Genomic DNA, 21,332 nt, shown 5'->3' on the forward strand with positions numbered 1-21,332 from the left:
ACAGCAGACGCTCGGTTTGAAGAGACTGAGTGAGGTGCATGGCGTTACATTGTTCATGACGTTTATGGCGGCCTTTCAAGTCTTGCTTTATCGCTATAGCGGACAAGATGATATTTGTGTGGGGACGCCCATTGCAAATCGCGAACGGGCGGAGTTGGAACCGTTGGTGGGCTTCTTCGTGAACACGCTGGCAATCCGTGGTGACCTGTCCGCAAATCCCACCTTCGTGGATCTGTTGAAGCGTACCCGCAAAGTGGCCCTCGATGCGTATGCACACCAGGATGTCCCATTCGAAAAGATCGTGGACACTCTGGGGGTCGTGAGGGACACATCTAGGAACCCGATCTTCCAAGTGCTATTGGTACTTCAGAACACTCCGCGGGCAGCGGTCGAGTTCCCTGAACTGAGCATTGAACCGCTCGAAACGGACGTGACGAGCGCAAATTTCGACCTCACCCTGGCAATGGCTGAACGAGGGGAAGAGGTCGCCGGAAGATTGCAGTACAGTGAGGAGCTCTTCGAGCGCTCGACGATAGAGCGTATGGTAAAACGTTTCCAGCAACTGCTGAGCTCTATCGTCAGTAATCCACAGCATCGAATCGGGATGCTTCCTTGGCTGGCGGATGAAGATCGAACGCAGATTCTCTTCGAGCAACAAAATAGCGCGTTAATGGAATACCCGCAGGATTCCACCCTTCATGAGCTATTTGAAGCGCAAGTGCGTCGTAGTCCGGAGGTGACTGCAGTTGTAGCCAGCGATCGTACGATGTCATATCGCGAACTCGATTGCCGGGCAAATGAGCTGGCTTGTCGTCTGCAGGCCGCCGGCATAGGAGCCGAAGCAAAGGTTGGCCTTTGTCTGGCAGGGGCGGCCGATGCGATCGTTGGAATACTTGGAATTCTTAAGGCCGGCGGAGTATACGTGCCATTCGCCCACCAGCAACCTCGCGAGCGACTGGCGTCCATGGTGGAGGACGCTGGCATCGTCGCGGTGGTAACGCAGCGCTCGCTATTCGACACGTCGTCTTCTTTTCCACGGACGGTGCTTTTCGTTGACGTTGGGGAGGAGGAAACGGCCTTAGGCACTTGCGTTGCTCCGGAAATCAAGGTGTCGGCAGATAACCTTGCATACGTCACGTACATATCTGAGTCGACAGGAAGGCCGAAGGGGGTGGCCGTCACTCATCGAAATATTATTCAGTATGTATTTGGCGCGTCGGAGCGCTATAAGGTCGAAGCCGGGTGGCAGTTCGCGATCGTGTCAACGTGGGCCGCGGACTTGGGGCACACTTCGATCTTTCCCGCGCTCTGCCTTGGAGGAACGGTGCATGTCATTGCGGACGAGGTGGCGAGCGCCGCGGGCAATCTTGCGAGCTATTTCGGGAAGGTTGGGGTCGACTGCCTTAGGATAGCTCCGTCCTACATGGCGTCACTATTGGCCTCAGGTGGCTCTGGAGTTATTCCGCGAAGGTGCTTGATCCTAGGCGCTGAGGCGCTCGATCGGACACTCGTGCACGAGGTACGGCGCCGGTCGCCCCAGTGCGTCGTCGTTAGCGAGTACGGACCAACGGAAACTACCGTCGGTGTTATGGCCTCTGGTCTGGAAGATTGGAAGGGGGCCTCTTCTGCGCCGCCTCTGGGGGAGCCGCTTCGGAATGCACGCTTCTATGTACTGGACCGAGAGCTCGAACCCGTTCCTGTCGGAGTGTGCGGCGAAATTTATATAGGCGGCGACGGTGTCGCGCGCGGGTACGTTCAAGAGCCGGGTGGGTCGGCCGGGCAGTTTTTGCCGGATCCCTTTGAGTCGCGACTGGGCGCTCGCATGTATAGGACGGGAGATCGCGCGCGGCGGCTTTTCAACGACGAAGTCGTCCTTCTTGGACGTGTCAATCAGCAGGTTAAGATTGGTGGCCACCGAATTGATCTGGCCGACATTGAGCTGTGCCTCCAGGATCATCCAGACGTCGAACGTGCACTGGTCCTCCTGCGCGCGAGTGGAGAAGGGGCTCACCTGGTGGCGTACGTTGTAGGCCGCGCGGGAGTGCAACTTGATCCAGAGGCGCTGCGGTCTTGTATACAAGAGAGACTACCCGCCTATATGGTTCCCTCCTTCATCATGCCGCTAGAAGCATTGCCATTGACTCGCAATGGGAATGTTGACAGAGGAGCCCTACCAGCAGCGCCGAAGGAAGACGGTCAAAAAGCAACTTACGTTGCTCCACGAAGTGACGTTGAAGCGGTGCTATCGCGAGTTTGGGGAGACCTACTGCACATCGACCGCGTCAGCGTCAACGCGCATTTTTTTGAACTAGGTGGGGACTCCATCCTTGCCATTCAAATGACAGCGCGCGTGAAGCAGGCGGGGTGGAAAATTATGCCCAATCAGTTGTTTCAGCGACCAATTCTTGCGGACCTTGCAAGTGTGGCGGAGTTGATCGAGCTGGGTGCCAACGAAGCGGCTAGTCGTGAAAAGGAGCAAGCCCGCGCGGTGGGGCAGGAAAGCGCGCCACGTACCAATCATCTAACACCTATTCAGCGGCAATTCTTCGAATTTACGAATGTAGCGACGCATCACTACAATCAATCGATCCTTGTGTCGCTACCCGATACGGTACATTTTTCGCACTTGCGAGAGGCTGCCTTCGCGGTTGTCGCGCATCATGATGCATTGCGATTGCAGTTCCGTCGTGTGGGGGGCGAGTGGCTTCAGAGGATCGGGAGTATCGACGAGAGTCTCGTGGTAACCCAAGTCGATCTGAGTCAAATAGCGGATGGGGATCTCTCGTCCGCGCTGGAAGAGCATGCGAGCCGGCTCCAGTCGGCGTTCGACCTTGAGCAAGGCCAACTTTTTCGTCTTGCGTGGATTGATCTCGGAGCAGGACGAGGTGCTAGGGTCCTGCTATGGGCACATCATCTCGTTGTCGACGGAGTGTCCTGGCGTATCATAGTTGAGGACCTGGAGCGCGCGTACTTCAAGAGCTTTGCCGGTAAGCCGCTGACGCTAGGGGCTAAGACGACGCCGTTTCTAACATGGGCGGCCAAGCTGAAATCGTATGCGGCGAGCGATGCGGCCGCTCGGGAATTGAACTTTTGGCGAGCAAGGCCATGGCGGGATGTTTGCCAAGTGCCCCGCGATGCCGTGGGCGAGAACACTTCGCGTGAAACGGCACATTTCGAAGTGGCTCTCGACGAGGGCGAAACTAGGGCGATCTTGCAGCTTGTGCCCCGGGTCTACGGGACACAGATTGATGATGTCCTCATCACGGCGCTAAGCCAAGCGCTGATTGCTTGGACCGGTGCCGGTGCAGCGCTGATCGCGATGGAGGGGCATGGCCGCGAACACCTGTTTGACGATGTGGACCTATCTCGGACCGTTGGGTGGTTTACGAGTGTCTACCCGGTAGTCGTCAGTGTTGGCGCGCAGGACGAACCGGTTCGGGCCATCGAACGCGTCAAGGAGCAGTTACGCGAAATTCCGCACAGAGGTGTTGGTTTCGGCATTCTGAGGTACTTGGCGTCGCCCGATGTGGTGTCGCTCCTTGGCGAGCTACCTGAACCGGAGGTCAGCCTCAATTACCTTGGCCAACTCGACCAAGTCTTCGACTCCTCGGCTCTCGTCCGGCCGGCGTCCGAGTCCTCCGGTCGCTCGGAAGATCCTGGCAGGCCCAGGCCGTACGCCATCGATGTTGTTGGGAGAGTTCTCGACGCCAGGATGACCTTCAGTTTCGTCTATGCGAGCACCGTACATTACCCTACGACGATCGAGCGGTTCGCTTGGGACTTCTTGCGAAGATTGCGTGAGGTCGTGGCTCTCGCGAAGGTGCGGCAAGAGCGAAATCATTACCCGCAGCGAACGCCTAGCCACGGTACGGTCCTTGAAGCTTCTGTTTCGGCAGTGAGCGCGCCGCTCGTCAAACTTGCTAGTGGTGGTAGCGAAGCCCCTTTGTTCCTTGTTCACGGCATCGGAGGCTCCGCACTAGCTTTCCAAAGACTCGCCGCCCACATCAAAGGGCGTTCTGTCTATGCCTTTCAGGCGGATGGCGTTGTCCGTGGCGAGCCTTGCGATGATCTTGAGGAGATGGCCAGCCGCTATGTTGCCGCTTTGCGATCAGTCGCTCCGTATGGCCCGTACCAGCTCGGCGGCTGGTCTATGGGAGGAGTCATTGCGTACGAAATGGCCTGCCAACTGGCGCGGGTCGGTGAAGCGGTTTCACCGCTTGTGATTATCGATGTCGCCGCGCAGTATAGTGAGCAATGGCGGACCGTAAACATCGATATCGACGCGTTGGTGCGCTTCGCTGCTATTGCCGGAGTTAAGCTTTCCTTCGAAGAGCTCCTTTCTTTTAGCGCTTCCGAACGCGTCGACCTCGTTGCAAGGCGTCTTGATGCCAGTCCGGAGTACGTTGCTCGTGTGGTGGCTCTCTACAGCGCGCACGAGAGGGCACTGCGGAAATACCGGCCAAAGAGACACCTCGAGAGCCCGATAACTCTCATTCGGTCTTCGGAAACTGCCGAAGGCGAGTCCGCCGTTCTCGACCCTACCCTGGGGTGGGGGGCGACGGGCAGGGGCGCGATTGACGTTATGACAATTCCCGGAGATCATTTTAGTCTCGTACGCGAACCCCATGTTGCCCTTTTGGCAGCGGCATTGCAGAGCGTCGTCTCGTGAGCGTTGGCGTACTGCACTCGGAGGAGCCCCGGGATCCTGGTCTACTACGAACGTTTATAATCATCGCGATTGGCCAGCTCATCTCGATTGTGGGCTCGAGTATTACTGGGTTCTGTCTTGGCCTATGGTTCTATCAGCACACGGGCTCCGTGACTCAGTATGCTGCGGTTAGGACGGCAACGCTTTTGCCGAGCGTTCTCGCGTTGCCGCTCGCGGGCATCTTCGTTGATCGCTACGATCGACAGAAACTGCTAATCGCTACCGAATTGTGTGCTGGAGTATGCTCGCTAATACTCGCGGCTCTATTTGTCGGACGCGTATTTACTGTGTGGACAGTGCTCCCGACGCTTGCCCTCGCATCAGTATGCGGGACATTTCAGTCAACCGCGCTCTCAGCAATACTCGTTGTACTAGTCGCACCGCAGCAACGGACACGTGCGAATGCCTTGCTCCAGTTGGGGCTTGCCGTGAGCGAAATCGTTGCGCCATTGGCAGCATCAGCGTTGAGCTCGATGGTTACGCTTGCGTCGATTCTCGCGTTCGATGTTGCGTCATTCGCCTGCGCCGCAGTTGTGATTGTGTTTGTAAGAATTCCAAAGTCACCGCGCAGTGGCAGCCGGCACCTGACGGCTGCGTTCATGTGGCACGAATTTGGTCGTGCCTGTAACCTCATTCGGCGGGCACCTGGTCTGATTGGCCTACTGGGCTTGGGCGCGGTCGTAAACTTAAATATAGGATTTGTGACGACACTCGTCGTGCCACTAATTATGTCCGTGTCGGACGAAATGGCGCTCGGACGAACTTCGTCGGCGGCGGCGGTCGGTTTTCTTGTGGGAAGTGTTACGATGACTCTCTGGGGCGGCCCTAAACGAGCGATCTGGGGGATTCTTGCAGCTACAGCGCTTCAAGGGGGCTTCATGTTTTGCGCGTCACTGTATGTATCTTCGACAACCATTGCCGCGGCTGCTTTTGGTATCTATTTTACCATCCCGTTCGTGAGCGCCGGTAGTCAGGCTATCTGGCAGCAACGGATACCGATAGAAGCTCAAGGTCGCATCTTTTCCATTCGCTCGACAGCAGCAGTTGTCATACTCGCATTGGCGTCAGTGATTGCGGGGCCGCTGGCGGACCGCGTGTTTGAACCGTCAATGAGAGCAGGAAGCGGAACGCTCGCCAGCGTGTTCGGGCCATACATCGGAATAGGGCCTGGGCGTGGCATTGCCTTGATGGTAGCGTTGCTCGCCATTTTTACGGTGTTCATAGCGGTTGTTGCTTGGATCAGTCCAAGCGTGCGACAAGTCGGAAACGAATGTTCTGTGCGTGACGCTTGAGTGGACGTTGTCATCCGTTTGGGTGACATGACCTTGCAGGTGATTGTGATAAAGAGATAATAGGAGGTTTTTATGGACCAGGAAGAAGATAAAACCATCTATCATGCGGTTATGAATCATGAAGAGCAATACTCTATTTGGCCGGCCCATAAGCCGATGCCCGCCGGTTGGCGGGAGGCCGGGAAGACCGGCCTGAAAAGCGAATGTCTGGCGTTTATCGAGGAAGTTTGGACTGATATGCGACCGCTCAGCCTGCGACGAAAGATGGAGCAAGACGCTAAGGTCAGCCAGGTTGAGGGATGACTCAACACCGAGCAGTCCAGCGTGCATCGCGGGTGGCATCGGAGCAAGTATGCGACGGCCGATGTGTGGACGGCAGCGGGATCGTAGTTGGTTTGGACATTAGGCTGACGGTGGTTCGAAGCGATATGGCATGTGCGGGACGGCATAAAGGTAGGCTGGAGAAGGCGTGCCCCGTGCGAGATGTCACGTATTGTGGTCGCAAGGGCGTAGTAGGGGTGTGTGTCGCTTTGTAGCCATCCCGAAACGGGTGTTTGGGCGAGCATAGAAGTTCGGCGCATGGTGCGGCCGCACCATGCGCATGATATAAGTTGGAAGCGAGGCCGGTGGCGCGATAAAACCGGCCAGGGCTAACGGTCTGTTCGAGCGTGCGCGTCCGGAAGCGGACGTCTGGGCGGGCATAGAAATCGGACGCATCGTGCAACCGCGCGATACGCATATGCGTTGCACGCGTATCCTTCCTGCGATGCACGTCGTGACCGAGTCGAAGGGTGGCCTTTCATGTAGCGTAGACACTGGAGATAGGTCGCTGTTGGTCTTGTATTTTGTGTCTATTTGTGATCACATTTTGACGGACTTGCGTAGCTGACTGACGAATGGTGCTTTTTTGCGGAATCGATGTAATCACCGAACGGCGGATCGCCATGTCGGGTAGATGCTAAGGTCGAGTAGATCGCCTTTGAGTGTTGCGAAGAAGCGCCCGGCAACGGCGTTGTCCAAGCCAGTTCCCTTGGCGGCTCATGTTCGCGATCACGCGGTTTGCGACGATGGCGTCGCGGTAGTCGTCGCTCGCGTAGGTGCTTCCACGGGTAACCGACTAGGCTACGTGTATTAAACGCTCCGGTGCACATCCAATGCCGTGCAGATCGCATATGGTGCCTTTCTTCGCGTGCATGAACGTCAATTTCATGTCGACGTCTTCGTAAGGAGGGAGGAAGGGCGGTTCTCTAGAATGTCGCGCCATCTCGAGGTGTTCTCCTTTCCGCCGAAGCTCTGTGAGCTCGTTGCTCTGCCGTGCGCGGTTCTCTTTCGCGCTCTGTATCCGGCATCGGACTTCGCGGGTTTGAACCGAGGCGTGCAGGGCCGTTTTCCGTCAGGTCCAGATCCGCGGGCCTGCCGCTCGTGAGATCTCCTACGTGACACGGGCGGACCGCCGTGACCGAAATTGCGTTGTAAGCACTCTTCGCTTTCTCTCCGGCATCGTCAGTCCTCGCGTATCGTGGTGCCCACAAGAGCGGGCGAGGTTTAGCTCTTTTTTGGACGCACAACGAAAGTCATGTTTTGGCCGAACGTGCTGGTATGACTGCGATCCAGAGGAAGTGGGAGGCGAGGGTGGCCGCTTGGAAAGCGAGCGGCCAAACGTATGACGAGTTCGCCGAAGGACGCGGATTTGCGGGGGCGTCCCTTCGGCGATGGGTCTTGCAACTTGAGAAGGAGGACCGAGAGGCCAAAACAGAGGAGTTGGCACCCATCGCGCGGCAAGAATCGCCGATGGCCCCGGTGCGAAGGGAGATGTCCCGCGAGTACATAAGGCATTTCATGGAAGTACCTCCGGGCCGCACGCATGGGACGGAGGCACGCCGCGCGCGCGCGATTGAGCTGCACAAGCAGGGAGTGAACGGTGCGCAAATCGGGCGTGAGCTTGGTGTAACGCGCGAGGCCGTGCGCCAATGGATAGCTGCGTACCGCGAGAGCGGGCTAGCTGGCCTGATAGCGAAGCCGCGCCTCGGTGCGCAGCCGAAACTGTCGCACGCACGGCTCGCGGCGTTGGGCGCACTTCTCGCCGAGAGCGCCACCGCTCACGGTTTCGACTCTGATGGCTGGACGGCAACACGCGTGGCCGCGCTCATCTTGCGGTACTTCGGCGTGCGGTATCACCCGGACCATGTCGGACGATTGCTACGCCGTCATATTCTTGACTGGCAGACCCGACGAGGCGCCAGCCGAGACTCGGATGGGCGTACGCGGCGTCCCCGCACGGCACCTCGAGTATTCCTCCTTTGGGGCATGCGTCCCCACGGAGGCGCGCGTCGCTCGCTCGCGCTATGAGCCGGTACGCCCTGCGCGAGCCCCGTTCTTTTCTGATCCCGTCCTGAGGGCGCGCTCGCTGGCGTTGTTCTCCATGCGCAGCCGACCATCGTCGAGAAATCGCCCGAGAGCCTCCCGATGACGGAGGGCATAACCCAAGGCTGTGCGCAGCAGCCCGCGCTGATCTTTGACGACTGCATATTTCATGCAGCGCGTACTCTAGGTCGCCGGTTGCCGCCGGTCACGACGCGCTTCGCAGGACGGGTATCCCTTCTGCGAACCGCGTCGTGACGATGGCGACTTCGATCCGCAGACTCCACGTGCAATGCGGAAGCGAGCAAAGAGGCCTGAATGGGAAAAGCGAATCGCGGGCTGGAAGGCGAGCGAGGAGGACGCTGCCGATTATGCGAAGAAGCACGGCTGGAATCCGCGAACGTTGGTCTGGTGGGACAGGCGGATCACGGCGGAAAGCAAGGCTGCTGAAGCCGCGAAGGGCTTCGTCGAGATAATTCCGTCGGAGGAGACCTTCGCGGCCAAAATGCCCGTTGAAAAGGTGGTCGCGATGCTGAGCAGCTCTACACCGTATCGGGACGTCGAGGTGATCCTCCGTTCGGGGCGCGTTCTTCGCGTCCAGACGGGAGGTAGCGCTGCCGCACTTCGCGACCTACTCGGCGTGCTGGAGGAAAGTTGATGTTCTCCGCGCACGTCCGCATTTTCGTGAGTGTCGAGCGGGTGGACCTGCGCGTCAGTTTCGACCGGCTCGCAGGAATTGTGCGAGAGCGTTTCGGCGAGGATCCGCGTGGCGGATCCCTCTTCGTTTTCCTCAACAAGGGAACGAATCGATGCAAAGTTTTATTCTACGACCGCAGCGGATACGCAATCCTTTATAAACGTTTGGACTCGGGGGTATTCGTCCCACCACCCCGTAACGAGGGTGCATCTCGTGTTGAGATGAGCCCCGAAGCGTTTGCTCGATTCCTCGAAGGTCTCGCCGTCGAGAATAAAAAGAAGAGCAATATCCACTGATATTATATTCGCTCGATCCGACATCGTGCTATACATGCATCGTCGATGCATCGAGCTGCGACGCTCATCGCACCCCAGGATAGAGGCTTCGCTGCCAGCCTTGTCATCGCGCTGGCCCAGGGCGCCTCCTCGGACACGATCGCCACCATCGTTGCCGAGAATCGTGACCTTCGCGACAAGAACGCGAAGCTCCTGATCGAAAATGAATCTCAGCGTACGCGTATTGCCTCGCTCCAAGAGCAGGTTGCGCCTCTATCCACTCTGCTCTTCGGAGTAAAGCGTGAGCGTCTGCCCGCAAGTGCGCTGCAGCTGCTCCTCGATGCCATCGTACTTTCGGCCGATGGGGCAACCTCGCCTCCCACCGAACCGCCCGCCGCCCATTCGCAGGACGCGACCGCGAGCCCGATGGCCCCTGACACGGAGCCAGCACCCGAGCGCACTGATTGGGAGCCAGGCGGCGCTCAGGCCCCATCGGAAGTGGCTTCCGTCCCACCACCGCCGCCCAGCGGCGTCCGCAAGCACCGCACGCCGCATGGCCGTAGGTTGCTTCCCGAGCACCTGCCCATCGAAACGGTCAAGCTCCCGCCCGACGAAATTCCCGAGGGAACACGCTGCATCGGACAAGAGGTTTCGTATCGTCTTGCCTATCGCAAGGCAGGGTATATACGCCTTCGTGTGGTCCGAGAGAAATTCGCCGAAGACAACGACGACGCCTCCACGATGGTGCACATCGCATCTGTGCCCGACGAGATGATCCCACGCGGGTTGCCCGACCCCGCCATGCTCGCTCACGCGATCCACTCGAAATGGGCGGACCACATTCCGTACACGCGCCTGTCGAAGATGATCGCCCGGCACGGTTTGGAGGCCTCTGTTTCCACTCTGAGTGCGTGGGAAAAACTCGCCGAGCCAACGGCGCGGATTGTCGTCGATGCAGCCTGGGAGCAGGCCATCACGAAGTGCCAGGTGATGGGCATCGACGCCACGGGAGTGCGCGTTATGGACACTCCGCACGATCGAAGAGCTCATGTTTGGGTGCTGCTTGCCGATCGTGCGCAAGTCTTTTTCCGCTATTCGGCTCTTCACACCAGCGATATGCCAAAAAGTTGGCTCGAAGGTTTTCAAGGCTTCGCGGTGGCGGACGCTTCGAGCGTCTACGATGACCTCTTTCGCACGCCATTCGGTCCGACGGAGGCAGGATGTTTTGCCCATGCAAGGCGCAAGTATTTCTTCGCCATGCCGACCGATATGCGCGCGCGGCCCTTTCTCGAACTCGCGGACGCGCTCTTCGCGATTGAGCGGGACGCCGCTCGTCTTTCTCCTCAAGGTCGCCTTGCTGCCCGAAAAGAGCGATCCGTCCCCGTCATCGAGCACTTTGCCCGCGAACGCGATCGGCTCCTCGCCGATTCCACCGTGGATCCGCGTGGCCCATTGTCGCGCGCCCTTCGGTATAGCCTCAATCATTGGGCCGCTCTGACACGATTCTTGAGCAACGGAAGAATTCCGCTCTCCAACAATGATGTCGAGCGCGAAATCCGTCATGTCGCGATTGGCAGGAGAAACTGGATGCACCTCGGCTCGGACGACGCCGCCGAAGTGGCCTGCACATGGCTGTCGCTCATCGCCTCCGCGCGTCATGCCGGACTCGATTCCGAGCAATACTTGCGTGACCTCTGTCGTGTTGGGATCGCACCGGATACTGTTTGATGTACAAGCGCCTGGAACGTGGCGTTTTTCGGTTTCCGAGCGCGATTCGTCCGGGCGATCCGAGCATCGAGATCGATGCTGCGGAGTTCACGAAGATCCTTGCAGGACTCGATCTCCCAGCGGCTAAGGGCACCATCGGAACCCGTCACCGGGCACGCGCGTCGGAAATTTCGCCGCCGGTACCGTAACCCCGCTTTCCATCGGAGTGGCGATGGATTAAGACATTGGCTCGTGAACGAGCGTACGCGCCTCGATGAGCTCGAATCGAAGCTCGCCGATTTCAGTGCGGCGCTCGATCGGGAGCGCGAAAAGCTCGCGGACTTCAGCGCGGCGCTCGGTCGCGAACGCGCGGAGCGGGAGCGCGCCGCTCGCGAACGTGACGAGTACAAGAAGCTCTGTGAGCTCGTGATGCTCGAGCTCGAGCGCGTCAAACGACACCTCAGGGCGCAGAACAAGCCCGAGCGGGTCGACGCGACCCAGGTGCAACTTGCCTTTGCAGAAGTGGCGAAACTGATTGTGCCACCCGAGCTCGCGCACGCCATCGCCGATGAGGAGAACGGTAAGCAGCCCCTGGAACACCCGGGGCGCGATTTGAAGTCCAATGCGCGACATGGGCGCAAAAGGCCCCCCGAGCACTTGCCCTTCGAGCGCATCGAATGGGAGCCGTCCGACGATTTGCGTCGATGCCCGTGCTGCGGGAAGGCAAAGGTCAAGATTGGTGAGGAGACGAGCGAACATTACGACTGGCGCCCGGCGTCGCTGGTGCGCGTGCAGACTGCACGAATCAAATATGCTCCCGACTGCGCGTGCGAAGGCGGTCAGATCGTGATAGGGTCGCCTACGGCGACCGCGACACCGATCAAGAAGGGGCTTGCTGGCCCCGGTCTTCTCGCGCACGTGGTGGTCAGCAAATATGCGGATCACATGCCGTTGAATCGACTCGAAGAAGGTTTCGAGCGACAGGGCGTGCACATTGCACGCTCGACGATGTGTGATTGGATCGAACAAGCCGCTGATCTGCTCCGGCCCATCACGGACGCGATGGCCAAAGCGGCCCTCGGTGCGCACCGAATCCATACCGACGACACTGGAATTCCCGTGCAAGCCAAAGGCTCTACGCACAAGGGTCATGTCTGGGTATACGTGGCCGACGACGAATTCGTCGTCTTCCGCTACACGTCGCGCCGGAAGAGCGACGGGCCTCGCGAATTCCTCAAAGGATATACGGGGTATATCCAGGCGGATGCCGCCAATCTCTACGATCGCCTCTTCGGGGATGATACCGAAGGGGCGGCAGCAAAGGAAGTGGGATGCTGGGCGCACTCCCGGCGTCGCTTCTTCGAAGCGCAAGCCACCCGATCGAGATCGGGCTCTGATCGGATTGGGCTTCATCAAAAAGCTGTACGAGGCCGACCGCGCGGCCATGAAACTGGCGCCAAGTCGGCGGACCGCTGAGCGCGCGCGGCTCTGCATGCCGGTACTCGAAGCTTTCAAGGTGTGGCTCGATGCCGAAGCCCTTGTCGTGCTTCCGAAGGCGCCTATCGCCGACGCCATCGGCTACGCCCGCAACCAATGGTCTGCGCTCAGGCGCTTCGTCGAGGACGCGCGACTTCGACTCGACAACAACGTCGCCGAGAGACAACTCCGCCGGGTCGCGGTCGGCCGCAAGAACTGGCTCTTTGCCGGCAGTGAGGACGGAGCCGAGCGGGGATGCGTGCTGTACTCCTTGCTCGCCACCTGCAAGCTGCACGGCGTCAACCCCTTCAATTACTTGCGCGACGTGCTCGTCCGCATCGACTCGCACGCCGCCCACGACGTCCTCGCGCTCAGTCCCAAAACCTGGAAAGAGAAGCTGCAGAACCTCAACGCTCCGTGAAGCGCGCCCACGCCTGTCAGACGACTGGGGTCTCGCTCGAACTCCTGCCACGCACGTGATCCTGCCGCCATTCGCCTCGCTCCGCGAGGACGCGGATTACCGAACGGCTACGGCGTTTCTATGGGGACTGGCTGAGCGGAGGCGGGATGGTGATCTTTCCCAAGGGCGCCTCGAGCTCTTTGGGCAGGAGTCGAGCGCGGGTCGCGAGCCAGTTCATGGGAGCCAGTTCGATCACGCGGTTTCTGGGCCAGTTGGGCAGGACTCGGGACAGGTCGCGCTAGGTACTCCTCGGAGTCGAGGCCGGCGTGACGAGCTCGCCTTCCAGCCCGCGATCCGCTTTTCCCATTCTGGTTTCTTTGCTCGCTTCCGCATGCACACGGAGTTTGCGGATAGTCTGCTATGGAGTCACGACATGGTCTGCTGCATGGATACGCTTCTTTCGAGTAAGACGCGAGCCAGTAGCTTCCACCGATGGCCAACATTGCCCCTTCACTCCCCCCTTTTTGGATACCTTACTCCCTCCGAGAGACTGATGGGAACATCTGGCCCGGCTCGCCTCAGCTCGAATTGTTCTTCTCGGGCTCCTGCTTCTTGATCCGGAGCTCTTTTTCCAGACCGGATATCACCTCGACGAGCAGTCCATCGGAGAGCCCGAGCTTCACCGTGCGCCGCTCGAAATGATTCGGCTCGATCTCGACTTCGACAAAGGTCTGCCCCTGCTCGAAACGCACAGCGCCTTCGTTGATGGCGAGCACTTGCTCGTGGCGCTCAAGAATGATTTCGGCATTGGCACTGTAGTTTGCACGCAACACGATACTCGCCTTGTTCGTTACTGAAGTACGGATCGCGAACTCCATGGTCCCGTCCTTTTCTTTACCTTTGGGCGAGATGTATTCGACGTTGCCACTGAGGGTCTCGTTTCCCACCGCGCCGACCGAGATCGTGACCGGCATACCCACTTCGACTTTGCCGACCTCCGACTCATCGACGTGACCCTCGAAAATGAGATCCTTCATGTCGGCGACTACGGCGATAGTCGTCCCCTCGTTGAAGGTATTGGCCTCGATCACACTGCTTCCTTCCTTGACGGGGATGTCGAGCACCGTACCCGAAACCGTGGAAGTTACCAGATTGCCGACCTTTCCGGCGCTGCGCGTAGCACCCGCCTCGACGAGCTGTAAGTTGTTGCGAGCGGCTGCGACCTCCTGTGCTTTCAAGTCGAGCGTGAGCTTTCGCTGGCTGAGATCCCGGTCGGAAGCGACGCTCTGTTCCGCGAGCGCCCGGAATCGTTCGAACTCGCGGGCGGCGTTCGCGAGATTGAGCTCGGCTTCCGCTACGCGCGATTCCGCAGCGTTTAGATTCACCATGTTGGGGATGACGAGAATCTTGGCGACGAGCGCGCGTGCGTCGACCTCGCGCCCCGGCTCGACGTAGAGTTTTTTGACGATTCCGGATATTCGGGGTTTGAGCACGACCTCACGGCGCGGCACGATGGCTCCAGGTGCGACGACCGTCTTAACAATGGTTGTGATCTGCGGTTTGACGATCTGGTATGGTGAAGGTTTCGGCTGCGACTTTCGATAGAGGAAGGCGAGCGTTCCGCCGAAGGCGACGAACACGCCAAGTACCAAGGTAAGCGGGATGATTCTGCGCATCATTCGGCCCTCAATGCTTCGATTGGGTGAATACGGGCGGCATAGCTTGCGGGGATCAGGGCGGCAAGCAATCCGCTGAGCAACAGGATGGCCGCTGCTCCAAGCACGACTTCGAGATCGACCTCAGGGGCGGAGAGAGGGGCTTGCGGCATTTTGGACGTTACCCGGCTCGCCATTTCCAACAGCCCGACCCCAAAGACGACTCCGGCATAGCCGGCGAGCAACGTCACTACCAAGGATTCGGCGATGACCATGTTCAGGATCGAAGAGGGCGTCGCCCCGAGGGCTTTGCGAATTCCGAGCTCCTGCATGCGCTCTTTGACGGTAATGAGCAAAATATTACCAACACCGAGAGCGCCCGCCAAAAGCGTCGCGATACTGACGAACCAGACGAAAAGGCGGATGCCCGAGAAGAGGCCTGTGATGCGCCGATATTCCGCAGCCAAGTTGAACGAGCGAATGCCCTGCGGGTCGTCCGGATGCACGTGATGGCGCTTACGCAAACGCGTCACGCTCTCTTTTTGCACGTCGGCCGGCGAGGCATCGGGCGCTAGTGCGACAGCAACCCACGTCACCATGCGGTGTTGGTTGAAGGCGCGCTGCGCCGTCGACAAGGGTACAAAGATCGAATTGTCCGTGCGGTCGGCGCGCTGGCCCGTCCGCAAGCTGCGCACCTCGCCCACGATTCGGAAGAAGACCCCGCGAAAGGAGAGATACCGACCGACCGGGCTCTCCTCCCCGTAGAGTATGTGCGCAACCTTTTGTCCGATGACAGCGACCTTGCGTTCGTCCGTTTGATCCCAGGTATCGAGATGGCGGCCATAGAGCAGCTCGAGGGGCTCGAGGAGCGGGTAGTCCGGGGTCGTGCCTCCGACCATAGCATGGGCAGTCTTCGCACCGGCGGTGACGTTTTGCCCGTCGCCCCAGTTTCCGAGATTCAATCGCGGAGCCACGAGCTGCACCCCATGGATGCTTCGCACCGCATCAATATCCTCATTGAACAATTTGATCTGCCGCCCCGGGCCCTGCCCCTCGTACGCGAGCAGCGTCTTGTCCGCATTGATGAAGATGATGTAGTGCGCGAGCCCCATGAAATCTCGATTTACGCCGTTCTGCAGGCCGGTGCCGAAGCCGAGCAAAAGCGTAAGCATCAGCGTTCCCCAGAATACGCCCCACGCGGTTAAGAACACGCGCAACTTGTTGCGACGCAAGGTCGACCACACCTCTTCCCAGGTGTCTAGGTCCAAAAGGCGTGCGCTGCGATTCCTGGGCATCGCTCTACTCGTTCCGGAGTGCGGTGATAGGACGCATTTGCACGGCGCGCCGCGCCGGAAAGAGCCCAGCGAGTGTGCCGGCAGCCACGATGAGCACAGTGGCGCCGAATGCTACCTCAAAGCTCACCGCAGGGTCGCGCAGCCCCTCGATATGAGGAAGAAATTCGTTTGCTAATCCTAGCACGCCAATCCCGGCGGCGAGGCCCAGATAACCAGCGAGGGCGGTGATGGTCAAGCTTTCGCCCACGATCATGCGCACGATGGCTGACGGGGACGCCCCGACCGCTCTGCGAATTCCGATTTCCTGCGTACGCTCCTTCACTGAAATCAGCATGATGTTCGATACGCCGACGATACCGGCGAGGAGCGTACCAATTCCCACCATCCAGATGAATACACGGAGCCAAACGAATATGCGCGTTACCTTGGAGTAGTGCTCGATGTTGTTGAAAGAGCGCACCGCCCGCGCGTCCTCCTTGGCGAAGTGGTGGTGCCCGGCAAGGAGCTCCTGGGTCGTTGTGAGCAGTGCTTGGACCGCCTGCGCGTCAGAGTAGGAGACGGTTATCCCCAGAGTGCCCAGCTCGGACGACGTGCCGTTCAGCAGTTGGACGGTGCTGAGCGGCACGAGAATGGCGCGCTGATCGTCCTCGTTTCCGTAAGCGTCTTCGTACACGCCGACCACGCGGAAGTTAGAACCGCGGATCCAAATATGCTCCCCGACAGGCGGCTGTTTGCCGAATAAAATGTCGAGTACCGGAGCACCGATCACCGCCACTTTGCGACGCTCGATCAAGTCTCTGTCGTTGAGCTGGCGCCCTTCGCGCACGTGTATGTTCTCCAAAAAGCGTACGTCGGGCACGGCGCCACGCACGCGGAAGCTCGAGTGCCTGGCTCCATGGCGAATCGTGAAGTTACCCGACAACTCCAGCTCGGCGTCGACGAATTCGACCCCAGGACGCAGTGCGAGGAGTGCAAGGTAGTCTGCATTGTCAAGTTTGATTCTTCGACCAGGTTTCTGTCCGGCAAAGGGCAGTGCCGTGATACCCGATTGGATCCATATGCTATTCGCCGCGTCACCCCGGAATCCATCGGTCGATCCATTTTCGAGGCCGCGGCCCGCGCCGAGCAAAACGATGAGCATGAACACGCCCCAGCCGACGCTGAAGGCCGTAAGTAAGGTACGGAGCTTGTGACGGGTCAAAGTCGACCAAATCTCTGCGAGGGCATCGGAGTCGAACATGTCACGTAGCCGCGATGCGGCCGTCCTTCACATGGATAGTGCGATCCGTGAGATCGGCCACATCACGTTCGTGCGTCACCAGGATGATGGTCAACCCCTCTTCGTTGATGCTGCGCAAGAGTGTCATGAGCTCGTCGGAGGTCCGGCTGTCCAAAGCGCCGGTCGGCTCGTCGGCGAGGAGAAGCTGCGGTCTGGTGATGAGGGCTCGGGCAACAGCGACGCGCTGCCTTTCACCGCCAGAAAGCTGGGAAGGATGGTGGCCGGCGCGGGCGGCGAGACCGACGCGCGTGAGATAATCGGCGGCGATCTTGTTGCGCGTTTTGCGCGGTACGCCTTGGTAATAAAGCGGTAGGGCGACATTTTCGAGCGCAGTCTTGAAACTGAGAAGATGAAACGATTGGAAGACAAAACCAATGAGACGACTTCGATATCGGGCGGCCTCGCTCTCGGACAGATTTCGAATGAGCTCCTCACCAAAGTAGTACGCGCCAGACTCGTAGCCATCCAGGATACCGAGGATGTTGAGTAAGGTGCTCTTACCCGAGCCGGACGGCCCCATGATGCTCAGAAACTCCCCCTTTTCGACGCGAAGGCTCACGTCGCGAAGGATGTGCACCTCCTCTTCCCCGCTCCGATAGTGCTTATTGATTCTCTCAAGCCGAATCAATGTCCGCTCAATGTGACACGACCGCGTGGCAGAATCAGACGAGAGAATGGATCCGCCACCGCTTGAGTCGCATATTCCTATGTCAGCGTCCACTCGGCATCCCCCTCACCGGAAATGCTACCCATGGGATCGTATTCGCCACAGCGCGTAGAAACGATGAGGACGCGCGCGCGGAGTCCGTGCTTGGGCGGTTCATGCTGTCATAGGTTCTTGTCGACCAGTTCCCACGTGCGGTTCTCAGAATTTTGAGAGCCGTTTTCCGAATCTCGTGTCCATACCGAACTCGGCTGAATTCCACCCAGGGCGGTCTCCTGCTTCGCACGATATTTAAGGCAACTATTACGGATCTTGGCCGAGGGAGAAAGCATCGTCGTGTGAGACGGGGCACGACGACCAGATCGCCGGCTGTACTGCGCCTCCGCCACTGCCGGCCCGGAGATTGAAAGCCAGTTGCCTCAAAAAAAGGCATCAAACACGCCACACACACCATCGCGCGTTTGACGTGTTTACGAAAGCGGGAAAAGTTCATACTCTCCATCACGATTTGGACGCGACACGGCAACGGCTCTCATTCAGCAGCATCGACGCAATATGATACAACGCACGCCAGATATTTATCCAATCAATACACTACCTTGAATACGCGAAGTCACTGGCGTGGGTTCAGGCAGACGCGGACCGAAGAAACACTCACCCCAAATAACTCTGTGCTCCGCGAAATCGACAAAGAAGGTGTGTTCTGGTTATACGCCCGAGATCACTTCTCCGGAAACCACTGCAAAGTCGATTATCGTCTTTCTCCTCCACATGGAGCATGTCTCGCAGTCTCCGCTAAGGACGCAAAAGGTAAACTGTACCCTCGCGCCGCGCCGTCAGGCCACCCGCGTCGGATGCGCACTGGCCTCGCCGTCGCGCGCTTCGGTGGCCTCAATTCGCCGGCACCACATCGGATTATAGATTGTGTCCACGTATGCCGCACCGCGGTCACATGCGATAAATGCGACGACGGGCGGCGTCCCCGCGCCGCGTAGCCGTGGCAGATGCCGCAGTATGGCAGCATACACGCTGCCGGTCGAGCCGCCCACGAAGAGCCCGTGGCGCTCGAGGAGTTCGCGACACGCCGTGACGGTCGACGCCTCACTGATGTGCATCACTTCGTCAATCCGTGCGCTCTCCACAAGCGGTGGGCGAATGCTCGACCCGATTCCCGGTATGTGCCGAGCGGCGGGCGCGCCACCGAAGATGACCGAGCCGACAACGTCCACCGCCACTACGCGCACGTCAGGAAAGTGTTCCTTAAGCCGTTGCGAAACCCCGGCGATTGTTCCACCCGAGCTCACCCCAAGGAACACATAATCCAGCCGGGGCAATTGCTCGCAAAAGCCGGCCGCCGTCAGCGTGTAGTGGCCCATGATGTTGTCGGGGTTTCCGTATTGGTTCGTCCAGAAGGTATCGCCGCGCTCGCGTTGGAAGCGCTCGACTGCAGCCAATCTCGTCTTGAGGAATCCCCCGGTGTCGTCTCGTTCGGTAACCTTAATTACTTCATCACAAAGGGCTCTGATGGCTGCTTCATAGCCGGCAGTGATGTTCGGGTCGATCACCGGGACGAATCGCAACCCGAGGAAGCGGCAGTAGGTGGCGAGCGCAAGCGCGAAGTTTCCAGATGAAGATTCTGTCACAGTTGTGAAAGGCGTGACCTCTCCGCGCTCGACGGCGCGTTGCAGGATAAAGAGAGCTGGGATGTCCTTGATGCTGCCGATGGGATTGAACAGATCCATCTTGACGTACAGCTGGATCCCGGAGCATTCGAGCTTCACAAAGGGGACCGGTCGAAGCGCCGCGCGCAGCGGTGCCAACTTTTCGAGAAGCCTAAGGGAAGGATTGGCCTGGATCATATTTCACGAGTACCGAGGGATCGGTGAGATGTCGGGGACAAGCTTTTCACGCTCCCGGTTGCGTCACGAAAGTTGTTTGCGAAAGAATATGCCAAGAAGATTAACGAGACGTTCTGGGAGCTGTCAAACCTGGGAACCGCAAGCGCCGAGATTTTACCCACGAGATCCACGTCAAGTTTACATTGCCGCACGCCCGGAGGCGGGTGCGGTCGGCAAGCTTGCAATGTCGGTGGCGGACCGGCTGCGTGGTCCCCACCGGTCCTTGCTCACCATCCCCGGATTTCTCGATGTCTGAGCTGAACAGGGATCATGGCGCCGCCTCGGTCCTGGACGTGTAAGTTCTCAATGGTAGTTTACGGCGCGTCGGAGAACCCAATGCCGATTGCCCGAGACATATCAATGCTCGTTGACGTTGCGCACCTGCGTGCGCGCGATGATGCCACGAGGATAACCTATACGTTCTATTCGCCCAACTCAGGCGAAACATGCATCACGCGTGGAACGCTAGAGACCAGTGCGCCGGCAATCGCGAGCGGGCCGCAGACGCGGCTGACGCCGGGAACGGTGCCTTGTTCGTCCGCCCGCCGGAACTTGACTTCGTACCCGCTTTCTTCGGGTGTCTATGCGGGAGTTGTCGCGGCGCCCGTAGTGCCGCCAACACCGGGGAAGTCGCTCGGGCCAATCGAGAAGATGGTGAGCAATAGCGGCGCGAAGGTGGATGTGACAGTGGTTCCGCTCGCCGAGATCGGCCCCTCGCTGCCCACCGTCTCCGGTGCCCTATGCCCACTTGGGTGGTGGAGCACCGAAGCATCCGCCTTAGGAAATGACAACAACTGGACGTCACCACCGTACAGTCCGGAGGACGTCGCATTCCTCCAGTACCCGTCCGGCTCGACGTATGCGTCGTCGCATGACGTGAGGGTCACGCACCGAAATTCTGATCGCGCAGCAGCAGGTCATTACCGAAAGCTTCGTGCACGCCTCAGGCTGCGACATCGTTGGATGGGTGCCGCAGTTTATTACAACATGGGCCTCATCCAAAACGCGATTCAGCAGCTCTTCGTCGTCGATGCTTGCTCCTTCTCCGACCGTTCGACTTGTTTCCCCCACTGCTCGAGCGGCTGCGTCTCATCTCAAAGCGCCGGGCGACAACATCCGGTGGCCCGAACTTCGGACGCGAGCTGTGCATCCGACGTCACCGGCCCGAGCGCCAAGGGGCTGGATTTGAGCTCGTGGCGCCTGGACTTCACCGACGCCGAACACCTCCGATACGACACCGTCGAGCGCTTCGCTCGTTTATTCGAGCCTGTCGCTTGCGGACTCAGACCTTCGCATCGGCGTACGGGCTCACTGAGTCGACCTCGTGGTAACGCGCGGCCTCTCGACTGCGACGTGGTTCGACCGCGGGGCGTTAGATGCGGGTTGTCCCATGCCCGCGTTCGCCGAGACAGGAGCCCCACGTCGGATCGTGAGCTGCGGGCGCAGCTACCTGGGTGAGCGCATCGACCTCGCCGACCCAAAGACATACCTGCGAATGGAGGACGGCGGAGCGGGCCAAGGCCGGGGCGCGGGCTATTGCGTGTGTGAAGCTACAGGGCACTCGGAGAGGACAGCGCGCGTCTTTTTCGACCCCGGCTCGAGGGTGATGGACAGCATCGCTACCT

At 59.2% G+C, this 21,332-nt stretch carries 12 protein-coding genes and 2 pseudogenes (1 of these 14 only partly in view); 8 read left to right on the forward strand and 6 right to left on the reverse strand.

Translation table 11 applies throughout. The features are described 5' to 3' along the window. The 3 genes from LZC95_18435 to LZC95_18445 all read left to right on the forward strand — a co-directional run. A protein-coding gene (locus tag LZC95_18435; GenBank protein ID WXA98795.1) for a non-ribosomal peptide synthase/polyketide synthase crosses the window boundary here: on the forward strand, positions 1-4,669 show its end. It extends 43,388 nt beyond the left edge of the window; 4,669 of the gene's 48,057 nt are visible here — the last part of the coding sequence; the start codon falls outside the window, past its left edge; it ends in the stop codon at positions 4,667-4,669. An 89-nt stretch (positions 4,670-4,758) separates the two neighbouring features. After that, the gene (locus LZC95_18440) at positions 4,759-6,000 is read left to right on the forward strand and encodes an MFS transporter (protein ID WXB00353.1); all 1,242 of its coding nucleotides are present in this window, start codon (positions 4,759-4,761) and stop codon (positions 5,998-6,000) included. 72 nt (positions 6,001-6,072) lie between these two features. Next, positions 6,073-6,303: an MbtH family NRPS accessory protein gene (locus LZC95_18445; protein ID WXA98796.1), complete on the forward strand. Its 231-nt coding sequence runs from the start codon at positions 6,073-6,075 to the stop codon at positions 6,301-6,303. Positions 6,304-8,391: 2,088 nt separating this feature from the next. Here the strand turns inward: LZC95_18445 and LZC95_18450 are convergent. Beyond that, a pseudogene (locus LZC95_18450) lies at positions 8,392-8,490 on the reverse strand (transposase). Between the two features lie 163 nt (positions 8,491-8,653). Between LZC95_18450 and LZC95_18455 the strand changes: the two are divergent. The 5 genes and pseudogenes from LZC95_18455 (at position 8,654) to LZC95_18475 (ending at position 12,937) form a co-directional block, all read left to right on the forward strand. Continuing rightward, the gene (locus LZC95_18455; GenBank protein WXA98797.1) at positions 8,654-9,019 is read left to right on the forward strand and encodes a hypothetical protein; all 366 of its coding nucleotides are present in this window, start codon (positions 8,654-8,656) and stop codon (positions 9,017-9,019) included. Beyond that, the gene (tnpB, locus tag LZC95_18460; GenBank protein ID WXA98798.1) at positions 9,019-9,354 is read left to right on the forward strand and encodes an IS66 family insertion sequence element accessory protein TnpB; all 336 of its coding nucleotides are present in this window, start codon (positions 9,019-9,021) and stop codon (positions 9,352-9,354) included. The genes LZC95_18455 and tnpB overlap by 1 nt, the downstream gene beginning before the upstream one ends. 45 nt (positions 9,355-9,399) lie before the next feature. Beyond that, entirely contained in the window at positions 9,400-11,061 is a 1,662-nt protein-coding gene (locus LZC95_18465) for an IS66 family transposase (GenBank protein WXA98799.1), read from the forward strand. A 408-nt stretch (positions 11,062-11,469) separates the two neighbouring features. Next, positions 11,470-12,706: pseudogene (locus tag LZC95_18470) on the forward strand (IS66 family transposase). 69 nt (positions 12,707-12,775) lie between these two features. Next, positions 12,776-12,937 carry a transposase domain-containing protein gene (locus LZC95_18475; protein ID WXB00354.1) on the forward strand — a complete coding sequence of 54 codons (162 nt, stop codon included), beginning with the start codon at positions 12,776-12,778 and terminating at the stop codon, positions 12,935-12,937. A 557-nt stretch (positions 12,938-13,494) separates the two neighbouring features. Here LZC95_18475 and LZC95_18480 read toward each other — a convergent pair. From LZC95_18480 to sbnA, 5 genes are all read right to left on the reverse strand, one after another. Continuing rightward, positions 13,495-14,595, reverse strand: a complete 1,101-nt coding sequence (locus LZC95_18480) for an efflux RND transporter periplasmic adaptor subunit (protein ID WXA98800.1) — start codon at positions 14,593-14,595, stop codon at positions 13,495-13,497. Beyond that, positions 14,592-15,866, reverse strand: a complete 1,275-nt coding sequence (locus tag LZC95_18485) for an ABC transporter permease (protein WXA98801.1) — start codon at positions 15,864-15,866, stop codon at positions 14,592-14,594. The genes LZC95_18480 and LZC95_18485 overlap by 4 nt, the downstream gene beginning before the upstream one ends. Positions 15,867-15,870: 4 nt before the next feature. Continuing rightward, complete coding sequence (locus tag LZC95_18490) at positions 15,871-17,106, reverse strand: ABC transporter permease (protein WXA98802.1); 1,236 nt, start codon at positions 17,104-17,106, stop codon at positions 15,871-15,873. A 1-nt stretch (position 17,107) separates the two neighbouring features. Further along, the gene (locus tag LZC95_18495) at positions 17,108-17,722 is read right to left on the reverse strand and encodes an ABC transporter ATP-binding protein (GenBank protein ID WXA98803.1); all 615 of its coding nucleotides are present in this window, start codon (positions 17,720-17,722) and stop codon (positions 17,108-17,110) included. A 923-nt stretch (positions 17,723-18,645) separates the two neighbouring features. Next, positions 18,646-19,668: a 2,3-diaminopropionate biosynthesis protein SbnA gene (gene sbnA / locus LZC95_18500; GenBank protein WXA98804.1), complete on the reverse strand. Its 1,023-nt coding sequence runs from the start codon at positions 19,666-19,668 to the stop codon at positions 18,646-18,648. Positions 19,669-21,332 lie beyond the last annotated feature (1,664 nt).

The organism is Sorangiineae bacterium MSr12523 (genome assembly GCA_037157775.1).
Classification (GTDB): Bacteria; Myxococcota_A; Polyangia; order Polyangiales; family Polyangiaceae; genus Pendulispora; species Pendulispora brunnea.